At 38.2% G+C, this 26,864-nt stretch carries 23 protein-coding genes and 1 other RNA gene; 12 read left to right on the top strand and 12 right to left on the bottom strand.

Annotated features, from left to right (window positions below):
• Positions 1-27: 27 nt before the first annotated feature.
• Both GYM74_RS08735 and idnO read right to left on the bottom strand, forming a co-directional pair.
• Entirely contained in the window at positions 28-1,281 is a 1,254-nt protein-coding gene (locus tag GYM74_RS08735) for an MFS transporter (protein ID WP_220217844.1), read from the bottom strand.
• Between the two features lie 102 nt (positions 1,282-1,383).
• The gene (idnO, locus tag GYM74_RS08730) at positions 1,384-2,148 is read right to left on the bottom strand and encodes a gluconate 5-dehydrogenase (protein ID WP_220217843.1); all 765 of its coding nucleotides are present in this window, start codon (positions 2,146-2,148) and stop codon (positions 1,384-1,386) included.
• A 256-nt stretch (positions 2,149-2,404) separates the two neighbouring features.
• Between idnO and purH the strand changes: the two genes are divergently transcribed.
• From purH to GYM74_RS08670, 12 genes are all read left to right on the top strand, one after another.
• Positions 2,405-4,000 (top strand): bifunctional phosphoribosylaminoimidazolecarboxamide formyltransferase/IMP cyclohydrolase, encoded by a 1,596-nt coding sequence (purH, locus tag GYM74_RS08725; protein WP_220217842.1) that lies wholly within the window; start codon positions 2,405-2,407, stop codon positions 3,998-4,000.
• 44 nt (positions 4,001-4,044) lie between these two features.
• Positions 4,045-5,337 (top strand): phosphoribosylamine--glycine ligase, encoded by a 1,293-nt coding sequence (gene purD / locus GYM74_RS08720; protein ID WP_220217841.1) that lies wholly within the window; start codon positions 4,045-4,047, stop codon positions 5,335-5,337.
• Positions 5,338-5,862: 525 nt separating this feature from the next.
• Positions 5,863-8,262: a ribonuclease R gene (gene rnr, locus GYM74_RS08715; protein ID WP_220217840.1), complete on the top strand. Its 2,400-nt coding sequence runs from the start codon at positions 5,863-5,865 to the stop codon at positions 8,260-8,262.
• Positions 8,263-9,009, top strand: coding sequence for a 23S rRNA (guanosine(2251)-2'-O)-methyltransferase RlmB (gene rlmB, locus GYM74_RS08710; RefSeq protein ID WP_220217839.1), 747 nt, complete (start codon positions 8,263-8,265; stop codon positions 9,007-9,009).
• Between the two features lie 13 nt (positions 9,010-9,022).
• Entirely contained in the window at positions 9,023-9,631 is a 609-nt protein-coding gene (locus tag GYM74_RS08705) for a hypothetical protein (RefSeq protein WP_220217838.1), read from the top strand.
• A gap of 192 nt (positions 9,632-9,823) precedes the next feature.
• Positions 9,824-11,911, top strand: coding sequence for a PTS sugar transporter subunit IIA (locus GYM74_RS08700; RefSeq protein ID WP_220217837.1), 2,088 nt, complete (start codon positions 9,824-9,826; stop codon positions 11,909-11,911).
• Between the two features lie 27 nt (positions 11,912-11,938).
• Positions 11,939-12,241 carry a PTS sugar transporter subunit IIB gene (locus GYM74_RS08695; RefSeq protein WP_220217836.1) on the top strand — a complete coding sequence of 101 codons (303 nt, stop codon included), beginning with the start codon at positions 11,939-11,941 and terminating at the stop codon, positions 12,239-12,241.
• A gap of 21 nt (positions 12,242-12,262) precedes the next feature.
• Positions 12,263-13,552, top strand: a complete 1,290-nt coding sequence (locus GYM74_RS08690; RefSeq protein WP_220217835.1) for a PTS sugar transporter subunit IIC — start codon at positions 12,263-12,265, stop codon at positions 13,550-13,552.
• 14 nt (positions 13,553-13,566) lie between these two features.
• Positions 13,567-13,974, top strand: coding sequence for a hypothetical protein (locus GYM74_RS08685; protein ID WP_220217834.1), 408 nt, complete (start codon positions 13,567-13,569; stop codon positions 13,972-13,974).
• A gap of 11 nt (positions 13,975-13,985) precedes the next feature.
• Positions 13,986-14,843: a class II fructose-bisphosphate aldolase gene (locus GYM74_RS08680; RefSeq protein ID WP_220217833.1), complete on the top strand. Its 858-nt coding sequence runs from the start codon at positions 13,986-13,988 to the stop codon at positions 14,841-14,843.
• A gap of 12 nt (positions 14,844-14,855) precedes the next feature.
• Positions 14,856-15,467, top strand: a complete 612-nt coding sequence (locus GYM74_RS08675) for an AAA family ATPase (RefSeq protein WP_220217832.1) — start codon at positions 14,856-14,858, stop codon at positions 15,465-15,467.
• A 235-nt stretch (positions 15,468-15,702) separates the two neighbouring features.
• On the top strand, positions 15,703-16,113 hold the full coding sequence (locus GYM74_RS08670; RefSeq protein WP_220217831.1) for a hypothetical protein: 411 nt from the start codon (positions 15,703-15,705) through the stop codon (positions 16,111-16,113).
• Positions 16,114-16,187: 74 nt separating this feature from the next.
• On the opposite strand, the gene GYM74_RS08665 is transcribed toward GYM74_RS08670, so the two are convergent.
• The 10 genes from GYM74_RS08665 to mdoH all read right to left on the bottom strand — a co-directional run bounded on the left by GYM74_RS08665 (position 16,188) and on the right by mdoH (position 26,851).
• Positions 16,188-17,648: a catalase gene (locus tag GYM74_RS08665; protein ID WP_220217830.1), complete on the bottom strand. Its 1,461-nt coding sequence runs from the start codon at positions 17,646-17,648 to the stop codon at positions 16,188-16,190.
• A gap of 234 nt (positions 17,649-17,882) precedes the next feature.
• Positions 17,883-18,428 carry a 5-formyltetrahydrofolate cyclo-ligase gene (locus tag GYM74_RS08660; protein ID WP_220217829.1) on the bottom strand — a complete coding sequence of 182 codons (546 nt, stop codon included), beginning with the start codon at positions 18,426-18,428 and terminating at the stop codon, positions 17,883-17,885.
• 28 nt (positions 18,429-18,456) lie between these two features.
• Positions 18,457-18,637, bottom strand: a non-coding RNA gene (gene ssrS, locus GYM74_RS08655) — 6S RNA.
• 65 nt (positions 18,638-18,702) lie between these two features.
• Entirely contained in the window at positions 18,703-18,987 is a 285-nt protein-coding gene (gene zapA / locus GYM74_RS08650) for a cell division protein ZapA (protein ID WP_220217828.1), read from the bottom strand.
• A 7-nt stretch (positions 18,988-18,994) separates the two neighbouring features.
• Positions 18,995-20,851 carry a 1-deoxy-D-xylulose-5-phosphate synthase gene (gene dxs, locus GYM74_RS08645; protein WP_370634065.1) on the bottom strand — a complete coding sequence of 619 codons (1,857 nt, stop codon included), beginning with the start codon at positions 20,849-20,851 and terminating at the stop codon, positions 18,995-18,997.
• Positions 20,852-20,871: 20 nt separating this feature from the next.
• Positions 20,872-21,747 (bottom strand): (2E,6E)-farnesyl diphosphate synthase, encoded by an 876-nt coding sequence (gene ispA / locus GYM74_RS08640; protein WP_370633971.1) that lies wholly within the window; start codon positions 21,745-21,747, stop codon positions 20,872-20,874.
• Entirely contained in the window at positions 21,734-21,979 is a 246-nt protein-coding gene (gene xseB, locus GYM74_RS08635) for an exodeoxyribonuclease VII small subunit (RefSeq protein WP_220217825.1), read from the bottom strand. The genes ispA and xseB overlap by 14 nt, the downstream gene beginning before the upstream one ends.
• A 116-nt stretch (positions 21,980-22,095) precedes the next feature.
• Positions 22,096-23,445 carry a DNA recombination protein RmuC gene (gene rmuC, locus GYM74_RS08630; protein ID WP_220217824.1) on the bottom strand — a complete coding sequence of 450 codons (1,350 nt, stop codon included), beginning with the start codon at positions 23,443-23,445 and terminating at the stop codon, positions 22,096-22,098.
• A 2-nt stretch (positions 23,446-23,447) separates the two neighbouring features.
• Positions 23,448-24,422 carry an elongation factor P--(R)-beta-lysine ligase gene (gene epmA, locus GYM74_RS08625; RefSeq protein ID WP_220217823.1) on the bottom strand — a complete coding sequence of 325 codons (975 nt, stop codon included), beginning with the start codon at positions 24,420-24,422 and terminating at the stop codon, positions 23,448-23,450.
• Between the two features lie 68 nt (positions 24,423-24,490).
• A complete protein-coding gene (mdoH, locus tag GYM74_RS08620; protein ID WP_220217822.1) occupies positions 24,491-26,851 on the bottom strand; it encodes a glucans biosynthesis glucosyltransferase MdoH in 2,361 nt (786 codons plus the stop codon).
• Positions 26,852-26,864: the final 13 nt, after the last annotated feature.

Here is a 26,864-nt window from a genome sequence, read left to right as displayed (position 1 = left end):
CTTTACCTTCTTATGTCAAAATAGTCGCTATTCGTTTTTAGGCGCTTTTACGCTAGCCATGAGTATTACAGATAACACTAAAGCCATACCCATAAAAATATAAGAAGCTCCCGCACTACCCGTAACTGCATTGATTACACCCACTAACCAAGCTCCAATAAATGCCCCTAGTGCGCCAAAACTGTTTATCAAACCTATTGAAACGCCGGAGACATTAGCAGGCAAAAGCTCCGGAATTAATGCGAAAAATGGTCCGTATGGGGCATACATACAACCTGCGGCAATAGATAATAAGATAAAGCAGATCCAAAAATGTTCTGAGCCAAGTACATAGGAAGTAAAAAAGGCAATTGTGGCAATCAATAATAATGGCCAAACAAATAATTTGCGGTTTTGAAGTTTATCTGAGAAAAAAGAGACAATTATCATCATTGCTATCGCAACAAAGTAAGGAATAGCGGCAAACCAACCTACTGAAACAATATCAACATTACCTGCCGATTTTATAATTGAAGGCATCCACATAATAAAACCATAAACACCTATACTCCACAAGGCATGTACTGCACAAAGTTTGATAACATTGGCTGAACGAAAAGCCTCGCCATAATTGCGCATAGGTTTAATATTTTGTTGTTCTTTATCCATCACGGCTTTGAAGTCGGCTTTTTCTTTCGCGGTAAGCCAAGTTACTTCTGAAGGATTATCTCTTACTAAAACCCACCAGATAAAAGCCCATAATACGGCAGGCAAACCCTCGATAATAAACATCTCACGCCAACCATAAAGGTCGATCAGGTGAGCTGAGACAATGGACATCCATAACACGGTGACCGGATTTCCTAAAACTAAAAAGGTGTTGGCTTTAGAACGTTCTGCTTTGGTAAACCATGTACTAATATAAATAAGCATCGATGGCATCACAGCGGCCTCTACAACGCCCAAAACAAATCGAATAACCATGAGTGAGGCAATATTGCTTACCATTCCGGTTAAAGCGGCGCACAGTCCCCATAAAATTAAACAAACAAAAATAAGTTTTCTTACACTTTTCTTTACTGCATAAATCGATCCGGGGACTTGAAAAAAAAAGTAGCCTAAAAAGAATAAAGCTCCAATTAATGATGAAGTCCCTTTTGTTATTCCCAGATCATCATTGATCCCAGCCGCGGCTGCAAAGCCATAATTTGCCCGATCCAAATAGGCTAAACTATAAGTGATAAAAATGATCGGGATCAAACGCCACCAACGAGAAGGCGCAAGTTTATTTGTGGTATTCATATGTATTCTCATTACGAAATTTTAGTAAATATTAAAGAGGTAATGTATTTAGCCATTTAACCGTTTTAACGATGAATCAAATGACATTACCGTCAAACATCGTCAAACTGCAGCTAACATACCGCCATCGACGTAAAGAATATGTCCATTGACAAAATTTGATGCAGCCGAAGATAAAAATACCGCCGCACCGATCAACTCTTCAGGTTTACCCCAACGCGCGGCAGGAGTTCGTTGACACAACCATTTGGTAAATGCTTTATCTTCAACAAGTGCTTTACACATTTCAGTGTCGAAATAACCAGGACCGATACCATTGACTTGTATGTTATAGCGAGCAAGTTCGACGCACATTCCTTTCACTAACATTTTTACTGCACCTTTAGACGCGGCATAAGGGGTTATCGTGTCTCGACCTAGCTCACTTTGCATCGAGCATATATGAATGATTTTGCCTTGTTTGCGACTTACCATATACTTAGCCACTTGTTGCGATACTAAAAAGACTGCTTTTTGGTTTACATTAATTACCGCATCCCAATCAGCTTCCGGAAATTCTGTGAAAGGGTGTCGACGTTGGATGCCGGCATTGTTTATTAAGATATCAATTGGGCCGATCTCTTTTTCAATATGCTCGATAGCTTGGGTGACTGAATTTAAATTGGTTACATCAAATCCTATACCGATAGCATCAATACCTTGCTTGTTTAAATGATTGGCGGCTTGTTCGGCTCTTTCTTGCGTTATATCGTTAATAATGATACTGGCGCCATATTGCCCCAACCCCTTAGCTAACAAATTACCAATACCTTGTGCTGAACCAGTGATTAAAGCACGTTTACCTTTGAGTTCGAATAATGACTGCATTGTTTTCTCCTTTTTAAATAAAATAATGTTATGCGTAACTGTTACGCATAACATTATGCTGAAAAATTCAAAAAAGAAAGAGACGCAAGTCACACTTTATATGAAAATATGAATTTTGTGATCCAAGTCAAATATTACCGAACTAATGTTTTTTTTAGGATTTTTTTTGGTAAGTTTGTACTAAACATCTATCCCTGTTTTATATATAATAGCCACTCATTAAATTGGATGTAGAATATCAACTCGGAGCTTTCTCATGCAGCAGTTTCGTCCTATCCGTCGAGCTTTATTAAGCGTGTCTGATAAAACTGGCATCATCGAATTTGCCAAAGCACTATCAGAACGAAATGTCGAACTTCTCTCAACTGGCGGTACCGCTAAATTATTAATTGAACATCATATCCCTGTCACTGAAGTTTCGGATTATACGGGATTTGCTGAAATGATGGATGGGCGTGTAAAAACCTTACATCCCAAAATTCATGGTGGAATTTTAGGACGGCGTGGCGTTGATGATGAGATAATGGCTAAACACCATATTGAGCCTATTGATATGGTTGTTGTTAATTTATATCCATTTGCCCAAACGGTTGCCAAGCCAAACTGCACATTGGAAGAAGCTGTTGAAAATATCGATATAGGTGGACCAACTATGGTTCGTTCTGCTGCGAAAAATCATAAAGATGTCGCAATAGTGGTCGATTACCATGATTATGCAGATATCATTAATATCATGGATGAGCAGCAAAATGCACTTCCTTTTCAATACCGATTTAATTTGGCGATTAAGGCCTTTGAGCATACTGCCAAATATGATGGAATGATTGCTAACTATTTTGGGCAATTAGTGCCACCTTATTATGGACAAACCGATAAGCCGTCTGGCGAATTTCCACGCACGTTAAATCTTCAATTTATTAAAAAACAAGATATGCGTTACGGTGAGAATGCGCATCAGCAAGCAGCCTTTTATATTGAAGAAAATGCCGCTCCAGCGTCAATTGCGAAGGCTAAGCAGTTGCAAGGTAAAGCCTTATCTTATAACAATATCGCCGATACAGACGCAGCCCTTGAATGTGTAAAATCATTTCAAGACCCTGCCTGCGTTATTGTCAAACATGCAAACCCTTGCGGTGTTGCAGTCCGTGATAATATTTTAGATGCTTACTTAAATGCTTTTAAAACCGACCCGACTTCTGCTTTTGGTGGCATTATTGCATTTAACCGCCCGTTAGATGCCAAAACTGCCAAAACCGTTATAGATAATCAATTTGTTGAAGTCATCATCGCCCCTTCAATTGATCAAGATGCACTGACCATTACTGAAACTAAAAAAAATGTACGTGTGCTTGAAAGTGGTGAGTGGTCACACTCTTCTTTTGACACGAGTTTGGATTTTAAACGTGTGAATGGTGGACTTTTAGTCCAGGAGCGTGATTTGGGGATGGTTACTGAAGATAATTTAACGGTAGTAACCAAACGTAAGCCGACGGATAAAGAGCTAGCTGATGCGTTATTTTGTTGGAAAGTGGCGAAATTTGTGAAATCTAATGCGATTGTTTATGCCAAAGATAATATGACCATTGGCATAGGCGCTGGTCAAATGAGTCGTGTTTATTCCGCTAAAATTGCTGGGATAAAGGCGCAAGATGAAAATCTTGAAGTTGCAGGTTGTGTGGTAGCATCTGATGCATTTTTTCCATTCAGAGATGGTATAGATGCCGCTGCTAAAGTTGGGGTAACTTGTGTCATTCAACCAGGTGGCTCTATTCGTGATGATGAGGTCATTCAAGCCGCAAATGAGCATAATATTGCGATGATATTTACCAATATGCGTCATTTTCGCCATTGATTTTTGTATTAAGAGTTATTTGAGAACATGTTAAAGGATTGGGTATGAAAGTATTAATTATTGGTAATGGTGGTCGTGAGCATGCTTTAGCATGGAAAGCGGCACAGTCACCCTTGGTAACAAAAGTTTTTGTCGCACCGGGTAATGCAGGTACAGCACTTGAGCCTAATTTAGAAAATATTAATATTAAAGCAAATGATATTAGTGGATTACTTAATTTTGCCCAGCAACAGCAAATTGATCTAACCATAGTAGGGCCAGAAGTCCCATTGGTTCTTGGCGTGGTTGATAGTTTTCAAAAAGCCGGATTAAAAATTTTTGGACCAACTAAATCGGCAGCTCAGCTAGAAGGCTCTAAAGCTTTTACGAAAGATTTTTTAGCACGTCATCACATACCAACTGCTGAATATCAAAATTTTACTGAAATTGATCCTGCTCTTGCCTATATCCGTGACAAAGGCGCCCCAATTGTGATTAAAGCCGACGGGTTGGCGGCTGGTAAAGGTGTTATTGTTGCCATGACCCTTGAAGAAGCGGAAGATGCCGTACGTGACATGCTAGCGGGTAATGCATTTGGTGATGCCGGTCATCGAGTAGTGATTGAAGAGTTTTTAGAGGGTGAAGAAGCCAGTTTTATTGTCATGGTTGACGGCAAGCATGTCGAGCCAATGGCAACAAGCCAAGATCATAAGCGAGTCGGTGACGGTGATACGGGTCTAAATACTGGTGGTATGGGCGCTTACTCTCCAGCGCCTGTTGTGACAGATGAAGTATTTACTAAAGTCATGGAACAAATTATCTATCCAACTGTAAATGGCATGGCTCATGAAGGCAATGTTTATGTTGGCTTTTTGTATGCAGGCTTAATGATTGATAAACAGGGTAATCCAAAAGTGATTGAATTTAATTGCCGTTTTGGTGATCCCGAAACCCAACCCATTATGATGCGCATGCAGTCAGACTTGATTGAACTCTGTTTGGCGGCGATAAATGGTAAATTAAATACAGTTAAATCCAGCTGGGATCGAAGACCTGCATTAGGTGTGGTTATGGCTGCCGGTGGTTACCCGGGTGAATATAACACCCAAGATACAATCATTGGTTTACCTAACGAATCGACACCTGATTGTAAAGTGTTCCATGCGGGTACCAGTTTTGAAAAAGGGCATGTGTTAACCAATGGTGGTCGTGTGCTTTGTGTTACCGCTTTAGGAAATACGGTGTTGGAAGCTCAACAACGTGCTTATCAACAAGTTGATAAAATCCATTGGCATGGCTGTTTTTATCGTCATGATATAGGTTATCGAGCCATTGAGCGAGAAAATAACACTAAATAGATGGGTAAACAATAACTTGATTTATATCGGTTTTTTACCGGCTTAAAAGTGCCGAATTATATTCGTTTATGTTTTTAATCATTCATATTTTTTTATATGACTCAATCAGCATGAATTAGTGTTGTACATTGACAAAAATTATGATTAATAACATTAGGCAGTTTACTAATAATAGCTTGTGAAAAACCGTCTTATCAAAAAATCGTCCAACTCACTTATGATGAGTTTAACCCAACGGGTCACAAAGCTTTCTGTATGAAAGCGGATAACATTTCCTCATCAATGTACTCCTATACGATAAAGCACTTAGAAAATGGGGGCAGCGGATGAAACATATAAAGCTGCTAAGAATCGTTGACAAAAAATAATCAATTTCAAGAATATTAAAAAATACAATTAATCATTCAATTTTGTTTAGCAAGGTAAATTATATCGATAAAGATTCGTCGTCAAAAGCAATGTTTATTTTAAGTTACATGACTCTATGTTATGCTACCGACTATATATGATCACTGGATATTGCATATGATAAACGATCCATTTTATGAACGAGAAGCGAAAAAGTATGACTCTCCAATAGCTAGCCGCGAATTAATATTAGATTACCTAACCAAAGAAGCCAAGCCTGCTAATTTAGAAAAAATTGCCCAAGCAGTCTCTATTAAAAATCAAGAACAAAAAGAAGCGCTACATCGCCGCTTGCGTGCAATGGAACGAGACGGTCAAGTTGTATTTACGCGCCGTAAATGTTATGCACTTCCCGAAAAATTAGATATGGTCAAAGGTAAGGTGATTGCACACCGTGATGGTTTTGGTTTTTTACGTGTTGAAGGAAAACCCGAAGATTATTTCTTATCGCCGGAACAGATGAAAAAAGTCTTACAAGGCGATGTGATTTTAGCTCAGCCTCTGGGTAATCAATATCGAGGGAAAACAGAAGCACGAGTCGTTCGGATACTTGAACCACGAACCAATCAAATAGTTGGACGTTATTTTATTGAACAAGGCGTTGGGTTTGTGGTGCCCGATGACAGCCGTTTAAATTTTGATATTTTAATTGCAGGCAAACCCGATCGCACCGTTCGTATGGGGGCAGTGGTTGTTGTCGAGTTACAACAACGTCCGGAACGTGGTAAAAAAGCTGTCGGAATAATAAAAGAAGTACTGGGTGAAATCATGGGAACAAATTTAGCAATCGATATTGCATTGCGAAATCATGAAATCCCTTATGAATTACCTAAAGCGGTAGTAAAGGAGGTCAATAAATTTAAGGATCAGGTGCCGGAAAGTGCCAAAAAAGGTCGGCAGGATCTGAGAAATTTACCTTTAGTTACCATAGACGGCGAGGACGCTCGTGATTTTGATGATGCAGTATATTGTCAAAAAAATCGTGGTGGCGGGTATCGCTTGTGGGTGGCGATAGCTGATGTGAGTTATTACGTCAGACCAGGCAAAGCTATCGATAAAGAAGCGTGTTTGCGTGGTACATCTGTTTATTTTCCTTCTCGTGTTGTCCCTATGTTGCCGGAGGAGTTATCTAATGGACTTTGTTCATTAAATCCTCAAGTTGATCGGTTATGTTTAGTTTGTGAAATGACGGTATCAAATAGAGGGCGTTTGACGAGCTACCAATTTTATGAAGCGGTGATGAATTCACATGCACGATTAACTTATACAAAAGTAGCTAAAATATTAGAAGGCGATACTGAGTTACGCCAACATTACCAAGATTTAGTCCCTCATCTGGAGAATCTAAATGGCTTATATAAGGTATTAGATAAGGCAAGAATTGCACGTGGAGCAATCGGTTTTGAATCACAGGAACCAAAATTTATATTTAATGCAGATAAAAGAATCGAGAGTATTGAATTTGCTGAGCGCAATGATGCGCATAAGATCATTGAAGAGTGTATGATTTTAGCGAATGTTGCGGCTGCAAAATTTGTGATTAGTGCTCAAGTTCCGGCTCTGTTTCGTGTTCATGACCGACCAGATGAAGACCGAATAAACAACTTACGCAGTATTTTAAGTGAGCTGGGTCTAAGCCTTAATGGTGGCGCAACACCAACACCGAAAGATATTGCTCAGTTAATGGTTGCTGTCGAAGCAAGGCCGGATCACGAAATGTTACAAACGGTTATTTTACGGTCAATGAAACAAGCAATTTATGATCCTGAAAATCGTGGGCATTTTGGCTTAGCGCTACAAGAGTATGCCCATTTCACTTCACCAATTCGTCGCTATCCTGATTTATTATTACATCGTACAATCAAATGGATTTTGGCAAATGAAAAACACAAAACCAGTAAAACTGGTGGGCATTGTTACACTACCAGTGAAATGCTCTATTTTGGTGAACACTGTTCGATGACTGAGCGCCGAGCAGATGAGGCCGTTCGAGATGTAGTTGATTGGTTAAAATGTGATTATATGCAAGATCATGTTGGTGAGGTATTTAACGGTACCATTTCCAGTGTGGTGAATTTTGGTTTCTTTGTTCGACTTGATGATTTATTCATTGACGGGCTTGTGCATGTTTCTTCCTTAGAAAATGATTACTATTTTTATGATGCAGCCCGAAATCGGTTAATCGGCGAAAATACCCGTTTTAGTTATCGTTTAGGCGATAAGGTACAAGTCAAAGTCGATAATGTGAATCCTGAAGAGCGCAAAATTGATTTTTCTTTGGTTGGCAGTAATAATAAGCCAAAACGTCAAGGCAAAACGGCTAAAGATAAATCCAAACAAACTGACAAAAGCAAGGACATTGATTTACCGGTAAAACGCAAAAGTAGAAAAGCGAGTACTAAAAAAACGAGTACCAAAAATAGTGCCGGTGAAGCAAAGAAAATCAATAGTAAAGCTAAAAATAAAAAACGGACTAAGTCAAAATCGAGTAGCAAAAAACAAAAGAGTAAAAAATAGATGAGTGAAACAGTATATGGTATCCATGCCATTGAAGCATTATTAACACGAGCACCAGAAAGAATTATTGAAGTATATATTACTAAAGGGCGTGATGATAAACGCTTAAATGGGTTGGTACACGAGTTGGAACAGCTCGGTTTGACTATTAAAATCGCCAATCGCCAATGGTTAGATGAAAAATCGAACAATGGTGTGCATCAAGGAATTTTGGCAATGGTTAAACCAAGCCGCCGTTATCAAGAAAATGATATTCCTTTACTTATGGATAAGCAGCCTAATGCGGTGATTCTAATTTTAGATGGCGTAACTGATCCACATAATCTAGGTGCTTGTATTCGTACAGCTGATGCTGCTGGTGTTGATTTTATTATTGTACCGAAAGATCGTTCTGCGCCACTGAATTCTACCGCTCAAAAAGTTGCCTGTGGCGCTGCGGAAAGTGTTCCGGTGGTACGAGTCACCAACTTAGCCCGCACTATGCGTATGTTACAAGATGAATATCAAGTATGGATAGTTGGAACGGCCGGTGAAGCGCAAAGCACGCTATACCAAACAGACTTTTTTAAAAATGCAACTTCACTCGCTTTAGTTATGGGGGCAGAAGGTGAAGGTATGCGTCGCTTAACTAAAGAGCATTGTGATGAGTTAGTGAGTATTCCAATGGCTGGCATTGTGTCATCGCTTAATGTGTCAGTTGCAACAGGTGTTTGCTTATTTGAGATTGTTCGTCAGAAAAACCGCTAACAAGGAAGGTTATATGCTAGGATTGCTTAAAAAATTATTCATACGGAAAAAAGTTCAGCCCTTAACCGGGCGTGATCTTAACGGGCGTAATAATGTAGGTTATCCTACTATGCAGATTTCTCGTGAGATTGATAAGTTAGTTAAACCGAAATTTAAATCAATTAAGCCCGTTATTGATATGTATAAAGATACCCTGTTTTTTAAATGGATACCGAGTGTAATTAACGATAAATTATCTGATGAACAATTAGCACAACTGTCCGGGCGAAATTTACAAATGGTTTATCTGTTACTATTCCGCGATATGCTTCGCTATCTTGCTGAATTTGTAAAAATTAGAAACGTTCCTGATAACTGGCCAGACCTTTTTGCCCAAGAAGTTCTTAATTGCTGCAATATGCTAAGTGATGAAGATGATAAAGATGTTGCCAAAAAACAGGCGCTATTTGCCAGCCATGAGCGATACTCAATTGATAACCCTATTGATGAAAATAATCATGAAAATACTATCATTCCAAATTGGACAGAGCCGTTAGCTGAATTAATTATGCTGCCACCGGATATGATTTATAAGTGTCATCGTTCATTATTGGTTGCTATTAAGCGTCGCAAAAAGCGCTAACGTTAGTGGTTGATTGGGTTGAAGCCACAAGATCGATGCACTTAATCAATTTCGTTAGCGTAATTTACTCCCTTCCAAAATAACATCATTTATTACCAACAATTTTGCAATTTATCTTTGCAAAAATACCAACTAGGTAAGCAAATTCATCTCACTTATACTTAAATTAAGAAGTAAATAGGTGAGAAGTTTATGCGAAGTAGAACCATTGAATTATTTAAAAAATTCATTTCAGTCGACTACCCATTAACCATTGAAATGCTTACAGAAGAGTTTCAAATTAGCGCTCGAACTATTCGTAATGAAATTCAAGAAATTAATGAGTTCTTATCCCAAAGACATTTCACTTTAATCACCACTGTGCGTAATAAAGGATTTATTATCCATGCCGATCAAGATCAAAAACAGCTTATTCAACATGCATTACTTGGCTTGCCCACATCAGCCGTTTTGAGCAAAGATGAGCGCCAGTTTGATTTGTTATTGTCAATTGCTTTTGCTAAAACACCCGTTATTTTAAGCCATAAAGAAGCAGTCTATTTTGTTTCAAAAAGTGTGTTAGATGAAGATATTCGTAAAATCAGAGCACGATTAAAAAAATATGATATTGAATTAATTAGCCAACCTAAACAAGGGATGCAATTTGTCGGATTAGAGCGCTCGATTCGCTTAATGATGTATGAAGCTATTAACCAATTTGCCGCAAATTTAGATCTAGATAAGCCTCTACATGAACTCAGTTCGATACAACAACATTTGTTTAATTATATTCCTCAATTATTGATTGATAACTTATTGCAGTTAGCGCACCGAACTATCAGTCAGATACATGATGAAATTTATGTTCAACAAATTGTTATTTTTACCGCTATTTGGATTGTTCGTAATCAGCATCAACATCATCTGACAATGGTCAGATCTGATTTTAATAATAACGAACAGGGACAAATAGCTAACTTTATTCATTTGGTGTGCAAGCATTTCGCATTGCAGGTAAATTGGCAAGAGCGCCAATATATCATTTACATGCTGGAGGCATTTAATACTAAGGATATTAATAACTATGTCGAATGGCTCAATGCACAGTTATTAGCGATTAAATTGGTTAATTATGTTGAAGAAAAAACGCAAATCCCATTTTCGACCAAACAAGAACAGTTATATGAAAACCTTTGCAAGCACTTAGCCGGGTTAATTGCCAGAGTGAGTAATAATATTCACATTATTAATCCATTGCTTGATAGTATTAAACAAAATTACGGTGAAATTCATGCAGCTATTACCACTTTTATGCATGAGCTTGAAACAAAACTAAGCCATAAGATTTCTGATGATGAAATCGCTTTTTTGACAATTCATTTTTCAACCTTTGCCAGCGCCATTAATCAAGATCGCAGTTACTATTTTAAAGCTGTGGTGTTGTGTTGTCATGGTATAGCAACTTCTAATCTACTTGCACAGACACTCAAAGAGTTTTTTAGTATAGATGTTTTAGCGATTTTGGGTCGCAATGATTTAAATTTATTGGATCAGCTTGATTTTGATTTAATATTTTCTACTTTCCCTTTGCAGCATTTTGCTCATCCGGTTTTAGTGTTAGAACCCATATTAAAAGAAAAAAATCATCCAATCATTAAAGACTTTTTAACTAAACATCGTGCTAATCGGCGTATCAATCACCTAACAGATGCAACGGATCTGTTCTATTCACTTGTTAATTTAATTAAAGAAAGTGGCGGTATTGTGTCCGAGCCTATCTATAACCAACTTGAAAAGTGTTTAGCGCTTAATAATCTTAAAATCAATAAAAGGAAAATCCAGCCTATGTTGAAAGATATTCTTACTGATGATGACATTTTATTACATCAAGACTGCCATGATTGGCGAAAGGCTATCCAAATCGCTGCTGAACCACTATTAAACAAACAGTTTATTTTACCTTCTTACGTCGATGCCATGATCACATCGGTTGAACAGTATGGCCCTTATATTGTGATTGGTAAAAATTTAGCCCTAGCGCATGCTCGCCCTGAAGACGGGGTAAACCAATTAGGTCTGAGCGTAGTGACGATGCGTCAACCGGTTGATTTTGGTAATGATGATATGGGGCCAGTGAAAATTATATTTTGTTTAGCCGCTATCGATTCGTTTTCTCATCTCAACATTATGCGCAGTTTGATTGAATTAATTAATGATGAACAAAAACTGGAGCACTTAACCAAATGTCAAAGCATAACGCAATTTAAGTCAATTTTATTTAATGAAGCAAAATCGGATTGAATAGTTAAATCCGAAGGAGAATAGAACATGAGTAATTTAACCATTTTATTTGTATGTGGTGCAGGGTTAGGCAGTAGTTTTGCTGCACAAATGGCAACCGAAGATGTATTAAAAGCAAAAGGTATCGAAGCCAAGTTAGATCACACCGATATTTCATCTGCGGCCTCAACCAAGGCCGATATTATCATCACAGCTGAAAATTTCCGCCCTCAGTTTGCTAAATTCAATATCAGTGAACAAACCGCAGTGGTCTATCTTAAAAATATAGTATCAAAAGCGGAAATTGATGAGAAGTTAAGTCCAGTATTGCAACAAAAGGGATTGCTTTAAATCCACAAAAAGGAGACTACCATGAATGTGATTAACTTTATTATCGACAATATTTTAACTCAAGCTTCGATAACCATTAGCTTAATTGCTATGTTTGGGTTGATTTTGCAACGTAAATCCGTTGGACAAATTATTTCCGGCTCACTGAAAACCTTATTGGGTTTTCAAGTACTCAATGCCGGATCCAGTATCATTGTGGGAAGTTTGACCTATTTTGGGCATATCTTTACCGCTGGCTTTGATATGCAAGGCATTATTCCCTCAATTGAAGCAATTAACGGGCAAGCAATGAATCAGTTAGGATTAGGTCGTGATATTGCTCTAACGTTTTTGATGATCTTTATCTTCAATATTCTTATTGCTCGTTTTACACGTTGGAAATACATTTTTTTAACTGGGCAGGCTATTTTATGGATGGCAACAATGACAACGGTATTTGGTAGTTTTGCCGGACTGTCCGGAATAACACTAATTTTGGTTGGCGGGTTTATTGGTGCACTTTTTGCTGTATTTATGCCTGCCATTGCCCAACCCATTATTCGTAAAGTGACCGGATCCAATGACATTGCATTAGGGCACTTTTGTACAATTGGCTATTTATTCGAGGCTGGCGTAGCTTATCTGGTAGGGGAGCGAGGTGAAAACAAGCGTTCTATTGAAGATATGAAGTTGCCTAAATCATTTGAATTTTTGCAAGATACTTATTTATCCGTCATGGTGGTTATGATCCCGCTTTATATTATTACCGCTCTTTTCGCTGGTGAAGCGTATGCTTCAACCTTATCCGGTAGTCAAAATTACGTCATTTATGCCTTTACCCAAGCGATAATATTTGTCGTTGGAATCTATGTGTTACTTGCTGGCGTGAGGTTATTACTCGGTGAAATTGTTCCGGCATTTAGAGGTATCGCAATGAAAGTTGTACCGAATGCAATTCCGGCGCTTGATTGCCCGGTATTTTTCCCTTATAGCCCAAATGCGGTGATTTTAGGTTTTATTACCACCTCTATAGGTACCGTAATTGCCATGTTAACGCTACCTGCCTTTGGTCTGGCGATGATTTTACCGGGAATGTTAACCAACTTTTTTGCCGGCGGTACGGCAGGGATCTTTGGTAATGCAGTTGGTGGTCGCCGTGGTGCGCTTATCGGCGGTATTGCGCATGGGATATTTATTACTTTGCTGCCTGCTTTGCTTGTTACTATCTTTAATCAAATGGGGTTTATCAATGCAACGGCAACTGATGTTGATACTGTCACCGTGGCACTGCTTTATGCGTGGATATTAAGCCCGATATTGAAGCACTTTTAGTTTAGGAGTTTGACATGTTTAACTTTTTTAAAAAAAAGGCACCTAAAACAAATCTCGCTCCCGATTCAGAGGTTAAAAGCAGTCTGACAGCTCAGCAAATTGAACAGATTGAGCTAAAGATTAGCCCATTATTGGCGCAGATCGAAAAGACCGATGATTTGCTGATATTAGCCTCATCATGTGAACAAATCGGCTTGCTTTATCATCAATTAAATCATATTGATTTGGCTATTGAGTATTTAGAAAAGAGCCAACAGCATAAGAAATCAATTGGCGAGGGTTATAAAACATTAATGAATTTGTATAACGCTAAGCGAGCTTATGCCGCTCAGCATGGCTCATTGGCTGATATCGATATTTGGATGAATAAAATGGATGCTATGCGCAATATTGCTAAACAGATGACTATTCAACGAGATTAAAGGAAATAATTATGTACACCACACTTAAAGATGTGACTTTATTAGCTCAAAAATTAAATTTCACTGTTGGTGCGTTTAATACGCATAATTTAGAAATGTTACCTGCGATGTTACGGGCGGCAAAAGAGGTTGGCGCACCAATTATCATCCAAACAAGCGTTGATACCGCAAGGTATATTGGCTTTAAAGTTTTAGTCAATGCCGTAAAAGCTATTGCCGATGAAGAGATAGTCGATGCGGTATTGCACCTCGATCATGCTAAAAATTTTGATGATATAAAGCAGGCGATTGATAGCGGATTTACTTCGGTCATGTTTGACGGATCTTCACTACCATTTAAAGAAAACATTTTAAAAACCCGCGCGGTGGTGGAATATGCCCATGCTCATGGCGTATCAGTTGAAGGCGAATTAGGGACAATCGGCGGAACAGAGGAAGGTGTTCATGTTGATGCTAACGATAAAGTTTATACCAAACCTGAAGATGCACTGGCATTTGTAAAAGCAACGGGAATTGATGCTTTAGCCATTGCTATAGGTACCAATCATGGGCAATTTAAGTCAAAAACAGAGGTAAATATACCGTTATTGAAAGAAATTCATGCTAAGGTTGATATTCCTTTGGTCATTCACGGCGGAACAGGAGTCAAAGAGGAGGATTATCCGGAACTGATTAATAACGGTATACGTAAATTTAATGTTGGCACAGAGTTATTAGTTAACTGGACACAAGTTGCAAAAGATAAATTTTCCCAGACTGAAATTAATCAATCATTACGCCATAATATTATTCCAGCTAATGAGGCGGTTAAAGAGATAGTGAAGCATAAAATGCGTTTATTTCTCAATACCAATAATTGTGTAAACTAAGTGAGCGTGAGTATGCGTAAATATTTAATTTTACTCGCTGGCTGCCCTTGTACAGGAAAGACTTATCTGGTTAATAAATTGCAACAACAATTTAAAGATAGTTTCGTGATAACACCCGATGAAGCGAAAGTTTTATATGCTGACTCAGTTGGTTTTAATTCGAAAGCTGAAAAGCAGGCACTTGAGCACAAAGTTTGGCATTTTTATTATGGTGTTTTACAACTGTATATGGATGCCGGTAAACGCATTATTATTTCTGAATACCCCTTTAGTGATAAGCAAAAAAAGCGACTGAGTGAGTTGGCGCAAAAGTATCATTATCAAGTCATCACAATCCGCCTAATTGCTGATTTTGATGTGTTATGGCAACGTCGCTATCAACGAGACCGCTCGCCGGAACGGCATTTGAGTCATATTATGCAGCACTATCACTATGGCGATAAACTTGAAGATCGTAGTTTGGCCGACGATTTAGTCACTAAATCACAATTTTATCAAATCTGTCAAACTAGACAGTACGACGAGTTTGCTTTGGGGCAGTTGATCGAAGTGGATGTTACCCATTTTAATCAAGTTGATTATTCGGGTTTATTGGCAAAACTGAAACAAATCATTAAACAATAGCTTCATCAGATAATCAATGCCGATTAACGTTAATCGGCATTATATTTAGGGTGACAAAGCAAATGGATCAGATTTGATTGTAGGAATAGGCAGTTATGGATCAATAGTGAAATAGCTTAGTTTTATTTTTCGTTTATCTTCTCAATAACATTTTAAATACAAAAAATTCTTTCAATATAGCAATTAAAGATTTTAATAAGCCATTTCTAATCAATCAAGTTCAATGAGCTAAACCATGAAAAGACTGCTATTTATTTTTATCGTTTTTATGTTTGTGGTAAATGCTAAGCCTCATTTGGAGCATGAAAATTATGGCAAGTGGGTGATGTTGACCGAATTAAATAATAAAAATGTGATTGATGAGCCTTGTTATTCCGGTAATCGGTTTATCAATTATCAAAAAGGTAAACTGGATGATTATACCGGGCAAGAAATGATTTCATGTGAGATAAAATCAAGCTACTTTAAAGACGTCAAATATTTTATCGAGTTAGAACCAAAATGTAGCTACTCTGATAGCATAAGTTATGAAGTTAAGGCTGAAAATACTTTAATTTGGCATTTATACCATTCATTTTCTCTTGTAATGACTAATCAGCCCGATAAGTTTGACAAGGTCTATGAAACATGTGAGGAGATACAGTAAGGGTATTAACATTTATCTCTATCAAGACAAAGGCCAATGCCGACACAATGGTGTCGGCACTATTATTTGGCTTTTTAGCTTTTGATTAGATCAACTTCAACACCTAACCCTTTTGCTACACCTGAACCATAATCGGGATGTACTTTATAGAAATGTTTAAGCTGTCTAATTTGAATATCACGATCGACGTTTTTCATTGAAGTGACAATATTATCAATAAGCAGTTGTTTTTGATCCGGACGCATCAAATTAAATAATGCACGTGGGTGGGAGTAGTAATCACCGTCAACACGATGATCGTGTCTATCCATTGTACCAGCAGGGACATGCATCGGTGGCTCAGCATACTGCGGTTGTTGTTTAGGTGCGCTATCAACACTATTTGGTTCATAGTTTGGTGCATTATCCGGCGTATAAAAGCGCATAGCTCCGTCACGTTGATAATTGTGTACCGGACATTTAGGTGCATTGATTGGTAATTGTTGGTAGTTTGTACCAATTCGATAACGGTGCGCATCGGCATAAGCAAAAACCCGCCCTTGTAACATTTTATCCGGTGATAAGCCGGTACCGGGTACGAGATTACTTGGTTCAAATGCGGCTTGTTCTACTTCAGCAAAATAGTTTTCCGGATTACGATTAAGCTCCATAACACCGACTTCAATAAGTGGAAACTGTTTTTGCGACCAAACTTTAGTGACATCAAATGGGTTTTCCGGGTGGTTATTCGCTTGTTCTTCACTCATCACTTGTATATAAAGTCGCCATTTAGGATAGTCACCTTGTTCAATGGCATTAAAGAGATCTTCTTGTGCTGAATCAGGATTGCTACCGTCGAGTTCTGCGGCTTTTTTAGGATGAATATTTTTAATACCTTGTTCCGTTCTAAAATGCCATTTTACCCAAGTTCGTACATTGTCTTTGTTGATTAAACTATAAGTATGGCTACCAAAACCATGCATATGCCGAAACCCGTCCGGAATGCCTCGGTCAGAAAATAGAATCGTTACCTGATGAAGTGATTCTGGCGATAAAGAAAAAAAGTCCCACATCATTTGCGGATCTTTTAAGTTGGTCTTAGGATCGCGTTTTTGCGTATGAATAAAGTCCGGGAATTTGAGTGCATCACGAATAAAAAATACTGGCGTGTTATTACCGACGATATCCCAGTTACCTTGATCTGTGTAAAATTTTACTGAAAATCCACGTGGATCACGTGCCGTGTCAGATGAACCACGTTCACCGCCAACAGTTGAAAATCGAGCAAAAACGGGAGTTTGTTTGCCTACTTTGGCAAAGATACTGGCATAGGTATATTGAGTAATATCATTGGTGACGGTGAATGTTCCATGTGCACCGGAGCCTTTGGCATGCACTCGTCTTTCCGGAATATTTTCACGGTTAAACTGAGCGAGTTTTTCGATCAATTGATAGTCGTCAATCAATACTGGTCCACGAGGGCCTGCAGTGCGAGAGTTTTGATTGTCGGCAATAGGGGCACCATTATTGGTGGTGAGTTCTTTTTTTTCTGACATTGCAACACTCCTTCTGGTTATTAGATCGTACCTTTATAGTTAAAGAGTTGTGACTGATTTTATTGAAAAATTAATTTATTAAGGAATAAGATAAAGACGGTGATGCGTGTAAAAAAAGATATTGCTCGATTTATTATATAACTAAATTGGCTTTTAATTGTAGAAAAAACAAATTAATTATTTTTTAATCTCGCTATGAGCGGTAATGAATATGAGAATGACTCGTTAACTAGATTAAGCATAAATGATTTCCGGTAATTGAACATCCCAATGCTGATTATCAACATGATCAATTTTTTGGCAGGCAAATGCCAACCCGATAGGATAAATTTGCTGTTGTTGGTAGTTTTCAAGCAAGCGATCATAATAGCCACCCCCCATACCGATACGAAATCCTCGGTCGTCAAATGCTACCAGTGGTGTAAAAATAACATCAAGCTGTGGGGAGGGTAAAACGTTTGATACATTTAAGGCAGGTTGTAAAATGCCATATTGATTTTGGCTAAGTGGCGTATCGGGCGTAAACTTCAAAAATAATAAATGGTAAGGCACAAAAGGGTGAATTACTGGCAAGTAGACCGATTTATTTTGTTGCCATAAATATTCAATAATCGGTTTGGTGTCAACTTCGCCATCAAACGACAGAAAGATACCGATATTTTGAGCTGTTTTAATTACATCATGATTAGCAATTTTCTGATAAATCGCTTGCTGAGCAAGTTGGCGTTCATGGTTAGACAATTGGCGTCTTTTTTGACGGATGAACTGACGAATATTCATGATTAATCTTCAGCAACGTAAGGGGTAAAACACTCCAAGATGTCGTTAAGGTTGTAACCCTTGAACCCAAGGTTCAAGGTGAACAATATGTTTTAATTTTTAGGTTTCCTTATAAATAAGGCATACACACCAATTAAAAATCACACCGTTCTAAAATAAAGAATATCGGCTCAGGGGACTAACCCTTCTCGCGAACATCTCAGAGATGGTTAACATAATACAAAATTTAGAAAATCATACAATAGTATTTGTGTTAAATTTACAAATTATTTGGTTAGATGTTGGTATTAAGAGCTGAATCAAGCAATTGTTGTAACATTTTTAAACGATTACTAAATTCATTGCTTTTTTCTTTTTCTTTAGTCAATTCATAAGAAATATTGAGTGCTGCAGTCATGATAAGTTGATCGCTACCAATCTGGGGCGATTTTTCTCGTAAATTTGTTAATCGGGTTTCAAGATCTTGAGCGGCACTTTTTAATGCGTCAACTTCATCTACCGGACAGTTAAACTTTAAAGTTCGTCCAAAAATTTGAATCGTGACAGCTTGAGTTTCCATATTTAACCTATCGTTTTTTAAATTCATTAATTTTTTCGATTATATGTTCACAGTTCAATCCCATTTCTGAACGGATCTCATTTTGTGAGCCTTGTGGGATAAACTCATCAGGTAAACCGATGTTTAAAATATCACATTTTATTTTTTTCGATAATAAAAATTCATTGACGCCACTTCCGGCGCCACCTTTAATACTGTTTTCTTCAACAGTAACAAGTATATTATGGCTTTGGCTAATGTGCAAAAGGACTTTTTCATCCAATGGTTTGACAAAACGCATATCAATGACTGTAGCATTAATTTGCTCAGCGGCTTGTAAAATTTCAGGCAATAATGTGCCAAAGTTGAGTAAAGCAATGTTTTCACCTGTTCGGCATAATCTCGACTCACCTATTGGAATTGTTGTAAGTGGTGTCAAACTAGCGCCTGTTCCTTCTCCTCGAGGATAACGCACAGCAGAAGGTCCATTATGCAAATAACCGGTATTTAGCATTCGCCGACATTCGTTTTCATCACTCGGTGTCATTATGACCATATTTGGGATACAGCGCAAATAACTTAAGTCAAAAGCACCTTGATGTGTTTCACCGTCGGCACCAACAATACCGGCTCGATCGATCGCAAATAGTACCGGTAAGTTTTGAATGGCAACATCATGTATAAGCTGATCATAAGCCCGCTGTAAGAAGGTTGAATAAATTGCCACAACAGGCTTTAAATCACTAATAGCAAAACCTGCTGCGAGTGTGACGGCATGTTGCTCGGCAATGGCAACATCGAAAAATTGTTCGGGATAAAGGCGGGCAAATTCAGTCATGCCGGAACCTTCACTCATAGCCGGTGTGATTGCCATTAAGCGTTTATCCGTTTTTGCCACTTCGCACAACCAATCGCCAAAGATTTGACTATAGGTTGGAGTAATTTTATCGGCGGCTGGTAATACACCGTCAACAGGATTAAATTTAGGAACACCGTGCCACAAAGTGGGATTTTTTTCAGCCGGCGCATAGCCCTTGCCTTTTTGAGTGATCACATGAAGTAGCTGTGGGCCTTTTAACTGCTTAACTTTTTGTAACGTGCTGACTAAATTTTCAATATCGTGGCCATCAATTGGTCCAATATAGTTAAATCCTAGCTCTTCAAAAAGTATTGCCGGTGTGACTAAACCTTTTAAATGCTCCTCGGTCTTTTTAAAAAGTTCTTTTAATGGCGGAATATTTTCAAGCACGCGTTTTCCGCTCTCACGAAAAGATGCGTAGGTTCTGCTGGCTAAAATTTGAGTTAAATGTTGATTCAGTGCGCCAGTGTTTTCAGATATCGACATATCATTGTCATTAACAATAACCAGCATATCGGGCTTAATATGTCCTGCGTGATTCATCGCTTCAAAAGCCATACCGGCAGTTAATGCGCCGTCACCTATAATGGCAGCAACTTTTTGTCCAGACTGTTTTTTTTGTTCACTAATGGCAATGCCTAAAGCCGCACTAATTGAGGTGGAGGAGTGACCGGTTGTAAGGACATCATACTCACTTTCATCACGATGTGGAAAGGGACGTAAACCGTCTTTTTGACGTATGGTTAACATCTGATCACGGCGTCCGGTTAAGATCTTATGTGGATAAGCTTGGTGCCCTACATCCCATATAATTTTATCAAATGGTGTGAGATAGACATAATGTAAAGCGGTAGTTAGCTCAACGACTCCAAGTCCCGATGCTAAATGACCACTAGACTGGCTGACACTGGCAAGCAAGTATTGTCTTAACTCATGGCAGATAGCCGCTAGTTGCGATAGCGGATATCGTCTGAGATCCTCAGGCGAGTTAATGTGTTTTAATAACGGGTAATTGTCTAAATTCATTTTTGCCATTAAGTTATTGGTTAACTATTTCGATTAATAATATAATCAGCAAGATCTTGCAGTGGTTGACTATTATAAGGTATTTTCTTCAGACTATCGATAGCTTGAGTATGTAGCGCTTTAGTCATGTTAGTCGCAGTTTGTAAACCAACAAGTGCCGGGTAAGTACTCTTTTTAAGTGCAATATCCGATCCTTGAGGTTTTCCCATGATAGATTGATCGCCGATGACATCTAAAATATCATCTTGAATTTGAAAAGCTAATCCAATCGCTTGAGCATAGTTATCCAGCATCGAATAATAGGGTAGGGCAATATCACCACTGGCAAAAGCACCTAAGCGTACAGCAGCTTTGATAAGGGCACCAGTTTTAAATCGGTGAATTTGCTGTAGATGTTCAAGTGAAATAGTTTGGTGCTCTGCTTGCAGATCCAGTGACTGACCTAAGCACATCCCCGATAAACCGCTTGCACGAGCAAGCTCTGCTATCATATTGACTTTGATTTGATCATTAATATTTTCACACTCTGATATTAAACTAAAGGCCAACGATTGTAATGCATCGCCGGCAAGTATAGCTTGGGCTTGACCAAACTGGATATGGCAAGTTGGCTTTCCTCGCCGAAGATCATCATTATCCATTGCCGGTAAATCATCATGTATTAATGAGTAAGTGTGAATTGCTTCAATTGCCGCCGCAGCTGAATCAAGCTTAGTCAGTGGGCAGTTAAACATCTGACCGGTTAAATAGACTAACACAGGTCGAATGCGCTTACCGCCGGCTAGCAGGCTGTAACTCATTGCTTGTTGTAGGTTTGAGTGTTCACACTGCGATATATAATCGGTTAAGAAGGAATTGATTCGTTGCTGCAAAGGCTTAAGATTATTCATTATCATCAAGTTCAAATTCTGATAATTGTGCTTCACTATTTTCAGACAGTAAAATTTGAATACGTTGTTCAGCTTGGCTGAGCTGTTTTTGCCCGGCTCTAGCCAGTTTTATGCCTTTCTCGAATTCGTTTAACGCCTCATCTAATGGTAAATCACCATTTTCCAGTTGAGTCACGATAGTTTCGAGTTGTTTGATTGTTTCTTCAAAACTCGGTTCTTTATCCTGTTTTTTTGCCATAATGTACTCCTTCTTTTTGCTTTGCTAAATGAGTATACACGTATTTTTAATCATGGTGAATTACGATATTTTATACTGAAACGTAGGTATTTTCTGAAACTTCTTGACAAAAATAGTTAATTTTCGTTTTCTTGCTCCAGTTCATCTATCGATAATAGTGCTATATCCGGGTTTATTGGTTTTTTTACTTCGATGCCTAACTCTCGAAAGCGTTCGATTTGACCAATAACATTGCCACGACCTTTTGCTAATTTGTTCATTGAGCTTTGATAGGTCTGTTGTGCTTTATCTAAGCAATTGCCTAATCCTTCCATATCCTCAATAAAGCCTCGCATTTTGTCATATAATTTACTTGCTTTATCGGCAATCAGTTCGGCATTTCGATTTTGATATTCGTATCGCCATAAATTATGGATAGTCCGTAGTGCGACTAACAGCGTTGTTGGGCTAACTATCATTATGTTATTTTTTAGTGCATCGTTGATTAATGCCGGATCGTTATCAATTGCGGATAAAAACGCAGGCTCAACCGGAATAAACATTAAAATGTAATCAAGCGAATTGATACCAATTAATTTATGATAATCTTTTTGACTTAACTGTTTTAAATGATTTCGTACTGCGGTTAAATGTTCGCTCATGGCTTTAGCGCGAGCTACCTCATCGTCACTGTTAAAAAAGCGCTCATAAGCAACCAGCGTTACTTTAGAGTCGATAACCACATCACCTCCTTGAGGAAGGTGAACAATCACATCCGGTTGTAGACGTTGCTTATTTTCATTGGTTAAATTGACTTGAGTTTCATATTCATACCCCATTCGCAATCCGGAATTATCCAAAATTTGGCTTAGAATAAACTCACCCCAATTACCTTGCGTTTTATTATTACCTTTTAGAGCATTGGTAAGATTAGTTGCCTCTTTGGTCATCTGCTCATTAAGTTGTTGCAAGTTACGAATTTCGTGGGTTAAGGTATGGCGCTCTTTGGCTTCTTGTCCAAAACTGTCTTGAACTTGCTTTTTAAACCCTTCTAATTGCTCTTTTAGTGGTGAAAGCAGAAAATCCAAACTTTGCTTATTTTGTTGCTCAATTTTTTTACCACTGCTTTCAAAAATACGATTAGCCAGATTTTCAAATTGGGTGGTTAAACGCTGTTCACTTTGTTCAAGCAGGATTTGCTTTTCATGGGCAGAACTTAACGTCTCTTCTAACCGGGTTTTTAGCTCACTTATTTTGATATTTTGGGCAATATGTTGTTCACGATACTGATTCAATTGCGCATCAAGCTGTTTAACTTGTAAAATTAATGTTTGATTTTCTTGGTTTTTTTGCGTGAATTGCAGCTCAAATATTTGATCTAAATTATTTAAAGATAATTTAAGTTTAATAACCAGAATCAATAAAATCAGTGCTACTGCACTGATTGTTACTAAAATCCAGTCAATTGAGCTTAACGTTTCTAGCATAATTAAGCCCTTTCAAAAGTAAATGACATGACATCATCTAAACTATCAGCGTTGAGTGCTAACATGATTAATCGATCTAAACCGACTGCAACCCCAGCACAATCAGGTAGACCTGATTCCATGGCCGCTAGTAGTTCAATATCAATATTTTGAGGTGGTAAATTTTGATTAGCACGATCAATGTTGTTTTGCTCAAAACGCATTCTTTGTTCTTGTGGATTTGTCAGCTCTTTAAAGCCGTTAGCAAGTTCGACCCCTTTGTAGTAAAACTCAAAACGGCTGGCTACACGATGATCTTCTGAACTAATGGCGGCAAGTGCCGCTTGTGATGCAGGGAAATTAAACACTGCAACAGGCTTATCTTGACCAATGTGAGGTTCAATCCCGAAGGAGAACAAGCATTGTAGTAGTGTATCTCTGTCAAAATTATTAGCATCAATTTCAACATTGAGTTGAGTCAGCGCATTAACTAAAGTTGCATGGTCAGCTTCTAACGGATCGATGTTAAGATGACGTTGAAAAACTTTTTGGTAGCTAATTCGTTCAGCCGGTTCACAATCTAAAACTGTTTGTAGCAGATCATCAACTTCATTGATCATTTGCATCATATCAAACTGAATTCGATACCATTCAAGCATAGTGAATTCCGGATTATGAATTCGGCTAATTTCTTCATGGTTACGAAAACATTTAACCAGCTGATAAATCGGTCCACTACCAGCAGCTAGTAGGCGTTTCATATGGTACTCAGGGCTAGTAATTAATGACATCTTACGCCCTTGTTGCCCTTCATCTTCCCCAGGTTTTAAATATTGTGTATGAAAAGAACTTAAATGAACATCTGTTACTGCATATTGACTTAAAATCGGTGTTTCAACTTCTAATATACAGCGATCGGTAAAAAATTGTCTTATTTGAGAAACAATTTTAGCTCGCTTAAGTAAATTATTTATAGATGCAGTAGGTTGCCAAGTCATAAAAAATATCCATGGAATTGATCAGTTACTAAAAAAGAAGAGAAATAGGGTGTTACTCACCCTATCTCTTATTGTTGGCGTTCATTTTGCCACAATGTGAACAAATTGTCGTATTTTTCTTGTTGTAGCCAAATATGGCGATGTAGTGCAGAAAGTATAATAGGATCTTCTAAAATCATTAATTGCTGTTCTTGACTTATTTTTTCTAAATCAACTTGTTGATAGTGCTCGATAAGTTCGGCGCGTTTTTGTTGATTTTTGCTATTAGGTAAGTGCCTTGATGTCGACAATGCGCAAGTAAGCGCATTATAAACAGGATCGACAAGCGCCATAACAAAACCATGCTCGACAAAAGCAGCTCGAGTTTGGACTAAATATTCGCCAGTTAAACGCACTGCTTTTGCCGGATGAGTTTCTTCCGGTGTTAAAAATAGTCCTGCCTTTTTGGCTTTTATTCCTAAACTTGATAATCCCGATACTCGAATGACTAACGGCGAAATAGTTAGTGGTATAAGTATGGCGATATACCAATAAGTAAATTGCGGATTTAACCAAATAATAATTGCAAGCCAAACGATGCCTAATAGTGATAGTGGCCAGCAGAAATAGAATGATTCACCCCATGTTAACGCATCATCATTTCGTGAAGGCGATTTCCACTGTATTTTGCTGCCAAGCCATGCTTTTAATACAAATTTACTATGGAAAATCATGCGAATAGGCGCAAGAATCATCGACCAAAGCATTTCGATCAGTATTGATAAGGTTAATTTGAAAATGCCACCGACATCTTTTGCCCCTGTTCTGGCGATAATAATGCCGTAACTAAAAAATTTAGGTGCAAACAGTAATACCATTGTTGTCGATAAAAGCTGTATCGCTAATTGTTCATTCCACCGAGGCCAAGTAGGATAAAACTGATTCGATTGGAAAAAATACTGGGGTTCAGAAATATTAAATACCAGCAATAAAAGGGTAGAAAATATTAAAAACACTAACCACAGTAGTGACGAGATATAAGCCATGCCACTGGTTATAAACATCACGCGATGCGTCAGTTTGATACCACTTTTAAAAATTAATCTTAGGTTAATTAAGTTTCCCATACACCAGCGATTATCACGTTTGAGATCTTCTATCATATTGCCGGGTAGTTCTTCATAACTACCGTTAATATTGTAAGCGATCCAAACACCATAGCCGGCACGTCGCATTAAGGTTGCTTCAACCAGATCATGTGACAATATGTGTATTGGGCCTTTGCGTTTTTGGATTGGTGATAAAATGCAGTGCTCAATAAAAGGTTTTAAGCGGATCATCGCATTATGACCCCAATACTGCGCTTCACTTAATTGCCAAAAGTGTGTACCAGAACAGAAAATATCGCTGTAGATCTGGTTAGCAAATTGCTGAATACGACCATAAAGCGTTGTCATTCTGACCGATTTTGGTGGTGATTGTAAAATCCCGGCTTTTGGTGTTATCTCCATCATGGCGATCATTTTTAAAATACAATCGCCGGTCATTATGCTGTCTGCATCGAGGATCATCATATATTCATAAAGATGTCCCCAGCGACGGCAAAAATCATCGATATTGCCACTTTTGCGTTTCACACGGCGTTTACGGTGACGATAGTAGATGTTACACCCGTCATCTTGCTTTTGTGCATTGAACTGCGTCCATGCTTTTAACTCGTTGACATAGAGATCCGGATCGTTAGTATCACTTAAAATATAAAAGTCACAACAGCTCGCATGTCCGGTTTCGGCTAGCGATTGATAAGTAGCTTGTAGACCAGCAAAAACTCGAGCAACATCTTCATTACAAATCGGCATCACCAATGCGGTACGATGATTAGAATTAATGTGCTCGGCTGGGTTTTGGGGAATTGGAATGGTATAACGATCTTTTCTTATCACAGCTAGGATTAAGCCCATTATGCTAGTCCAAAACCCGATAGATATCCAGCAAAATAAAATGGCAAACAGGCCAATTATAAATCCTTGAATGATGTAAGGTATAATGCTGTAAATGGCAAGCTCCGGGTTGATATCCCAGTTAGCCATAAAATTAATTTTTTGCCAGCTTTGATAAGGTAGTAATGAAGATAAGTAAACCGTGCCATAGTAAGTTTGTGTCACAATAAGGGCAAACATGATAAAGCGACGGATTAACGCCATAATATTAATGCCAAGTTTTGATTTGGCTTTAAAACGCTCATTCCATTTTTGAGGTTGGATTGAAACTCGCTCAACTTTAGGGTAACTAGGCTGCTGCTTTCTTTCATCAATAAAAGCTGAAGTGTCACCAACTTGATCCAGACGGTACTTAATAAATTCAACATCGTCAGTTGGTGGAATATTGTTTTCAGATGTCTGACGCCAATTGTCGGCGTCAGGTAGATTCTTAAAGTAATCTTTTTTCATATTTTTTTAAATT

It is taken from the genome of Gilliamella sp. ESL0405 (genome assembly GCF_019469205.1).
Taxonomy (GTDB): Bacteria; Pseudomonadota; Gammaproteobacteria; order Enterobacterales; family Orbaceae; genus Gilliamella.
Note: the sequence above shows the minus strand (reverse complement) of the source record. Positions and strands in the feature narration are given on the sequence as shown.

What these genes read in the sequence shown, in the direction of transcription:
- GYM74_RS08680 (WP_220217833.1), top strand. Translation starts at nt 13,986, where the DNA reads ATGTACACCACACTTAAAGATGTGACTTTATTAGCTCAAAAATTAAAT.
- rmuC (WP_220217824.1), bottom strand. Translation starts at nt 23,445, where the DNA reads ATGCTAGAAACGTTAAGCTCAATTGACTGGATTTTAGTAACAATCAGT.
- rnr (WP_220217840.1), top strand. Translation starts at nt 5,863, where the DNA reads ATGATAAACGATCCATTTTATGAACGAGAAGCGAAAAAGTATGACTCT.
- GYM74_RS08690 (WP_220217835.1), top strand. Translation starts at nt 12,263, where the DNA reads ATGAATGTGATTAACTTTATTATCGACAATATTTTAACTCAAGCTTCG.
- dxs (WP_370634065.1), bottom strand. Translation starts at nt 20,851, where the DNA reads ATGAATTTAGACAATTACCCGTTATTAAAACACATTAACTCGCCTGAG.
- GYM74_RS08665 (WP_220217830.1), bottom strand. Translation starts at nt 17,648, where the DNA reads ATGTCAGAAAAAAAAGAACTCACCACCAATAATGGTGCCCCTATTGCC.
- xseB (WP_220217825.1), bottom strand. Translation starts at nt 21,979, where the DNA reads ATGGCAAAAAAACAGGATAAAGAACCGAGTTTTGAAGAAACAATCAAA.
- GYM74_RS08700 (WP_220217837.1), top strand. Translation starts at nt 9,824, where the DNA reads ATGCGAAGTAGAACCATTGAATTATTTAAAAAATTCATTTCAGTCGAC.
- GYM74_RS08705 (WP_220217838.1), top strand. Translation starts at nt 9,023, where the DNA reads ATGCTAGGATTGCTTAAAAAATTATTCATACGGAAAAAAGTTCAGCCC.
- idnO (WP_220217843.1), bottom strand. Translation starts at nt 2,148, where the DNA reads ATGCAGTCATTATTCGAACTCAAAGGTAAACGTGCTTTAATCACTGGT.
- purH (WP_220217842.1), top strand. Translation starts at nt 2,405, where the DNA reads ATGCAGCAGTTTCGTCCTATCCGTCGAGCTTTATTAAGCGTGTCTGAT.
- GYM74_RS08735 (WP_220217844.1), bottom strand. Translation starts at nt 1,281, where the DNA reads ATGAATACCACAAATAAACTTGCGCCTTCTCGTTGGTGGCGTTTGATC.
- epmA (WP_220217823.1), bottom strand. Translation starts at nt 24,422, where the DNA reads ATGACTTGGCAACCTACTGCATCTATAAATAATTTACTTAAGCGAGCT.
- ispA (WP_370633971.1), bottom strand. Translation starts at nt 21,747, where the DNA reads ATGATAATGAATAATCTTAAGCCTTTGCAGCAACGAATCAATTCCTTC.
- GYM74_RS08685 (WP_220217834.1), top strand. Translation starts at nt 13,567, where the DNA reads ATGTTTAACTTTTTTAAAAAAAAGGCACCTAAAACAAATCTCGCTCCC.
- GYM74_RS08670 (WP_220217831.1), top strand. Translation starts at nt 15,703, where the DNA reads ATGAAAAGACTGCTATTTATTTTTATCGTTTTTATGTTTGTGGTAAAT.
- GYM74_RS08660 (WP_220217829.1), bottom strand. Translation starts at nt 18,428, where the DNA reads ATGAATATTCGTCAGTTCATCCGTCAAAAAAGACGCCAATTGTCTAAC.
- mdoH (WP_220217822.1), bottom strand. Translation starts at nt 26,851, where the DNA reads ATGAAAAAAGATTACTTTAAGAATCTACCTGACGCCGACAATTGGCGT.
- rlmB (WP_220217839.1), top strand. Translation starts at nt 8,263, where the DNA reads ATGAGTGAAACAGTATATGGTATCCATGCCATTGAAGCATTATTAACA.
- GYM74_RS08695 (WP_220217836.1), top strand. Translation starts at nt 11,939, where the DNA reads ATGAGTAATTTAACCATTTTATTTGTATGTGGTGCAGGGTTAGGCAGT.
- GYM74_RS08675 (WP_220217832.1), top strand. Translation starts at nt 14,856, where the DNA reads ATGCGTAAATATTTAATTTTACTCGCTGGCTGCCCTTGTACAGGAAAG.
- purD (WP_220217841.1), top strand. Translation starts at nt 4,045, where the DNA reads ATGAAAGTATTAATTATTGGTAATGGTGGTCGTGAGCATGCTTTAGCA.
- zapA (WP_220217828.1), bottom strand. Translation starts at nt 18,987, where the DNA reads ATGGAAACTCAAGCTGTCACGATTCAAATTTTTGGACGAACTTTAAAG.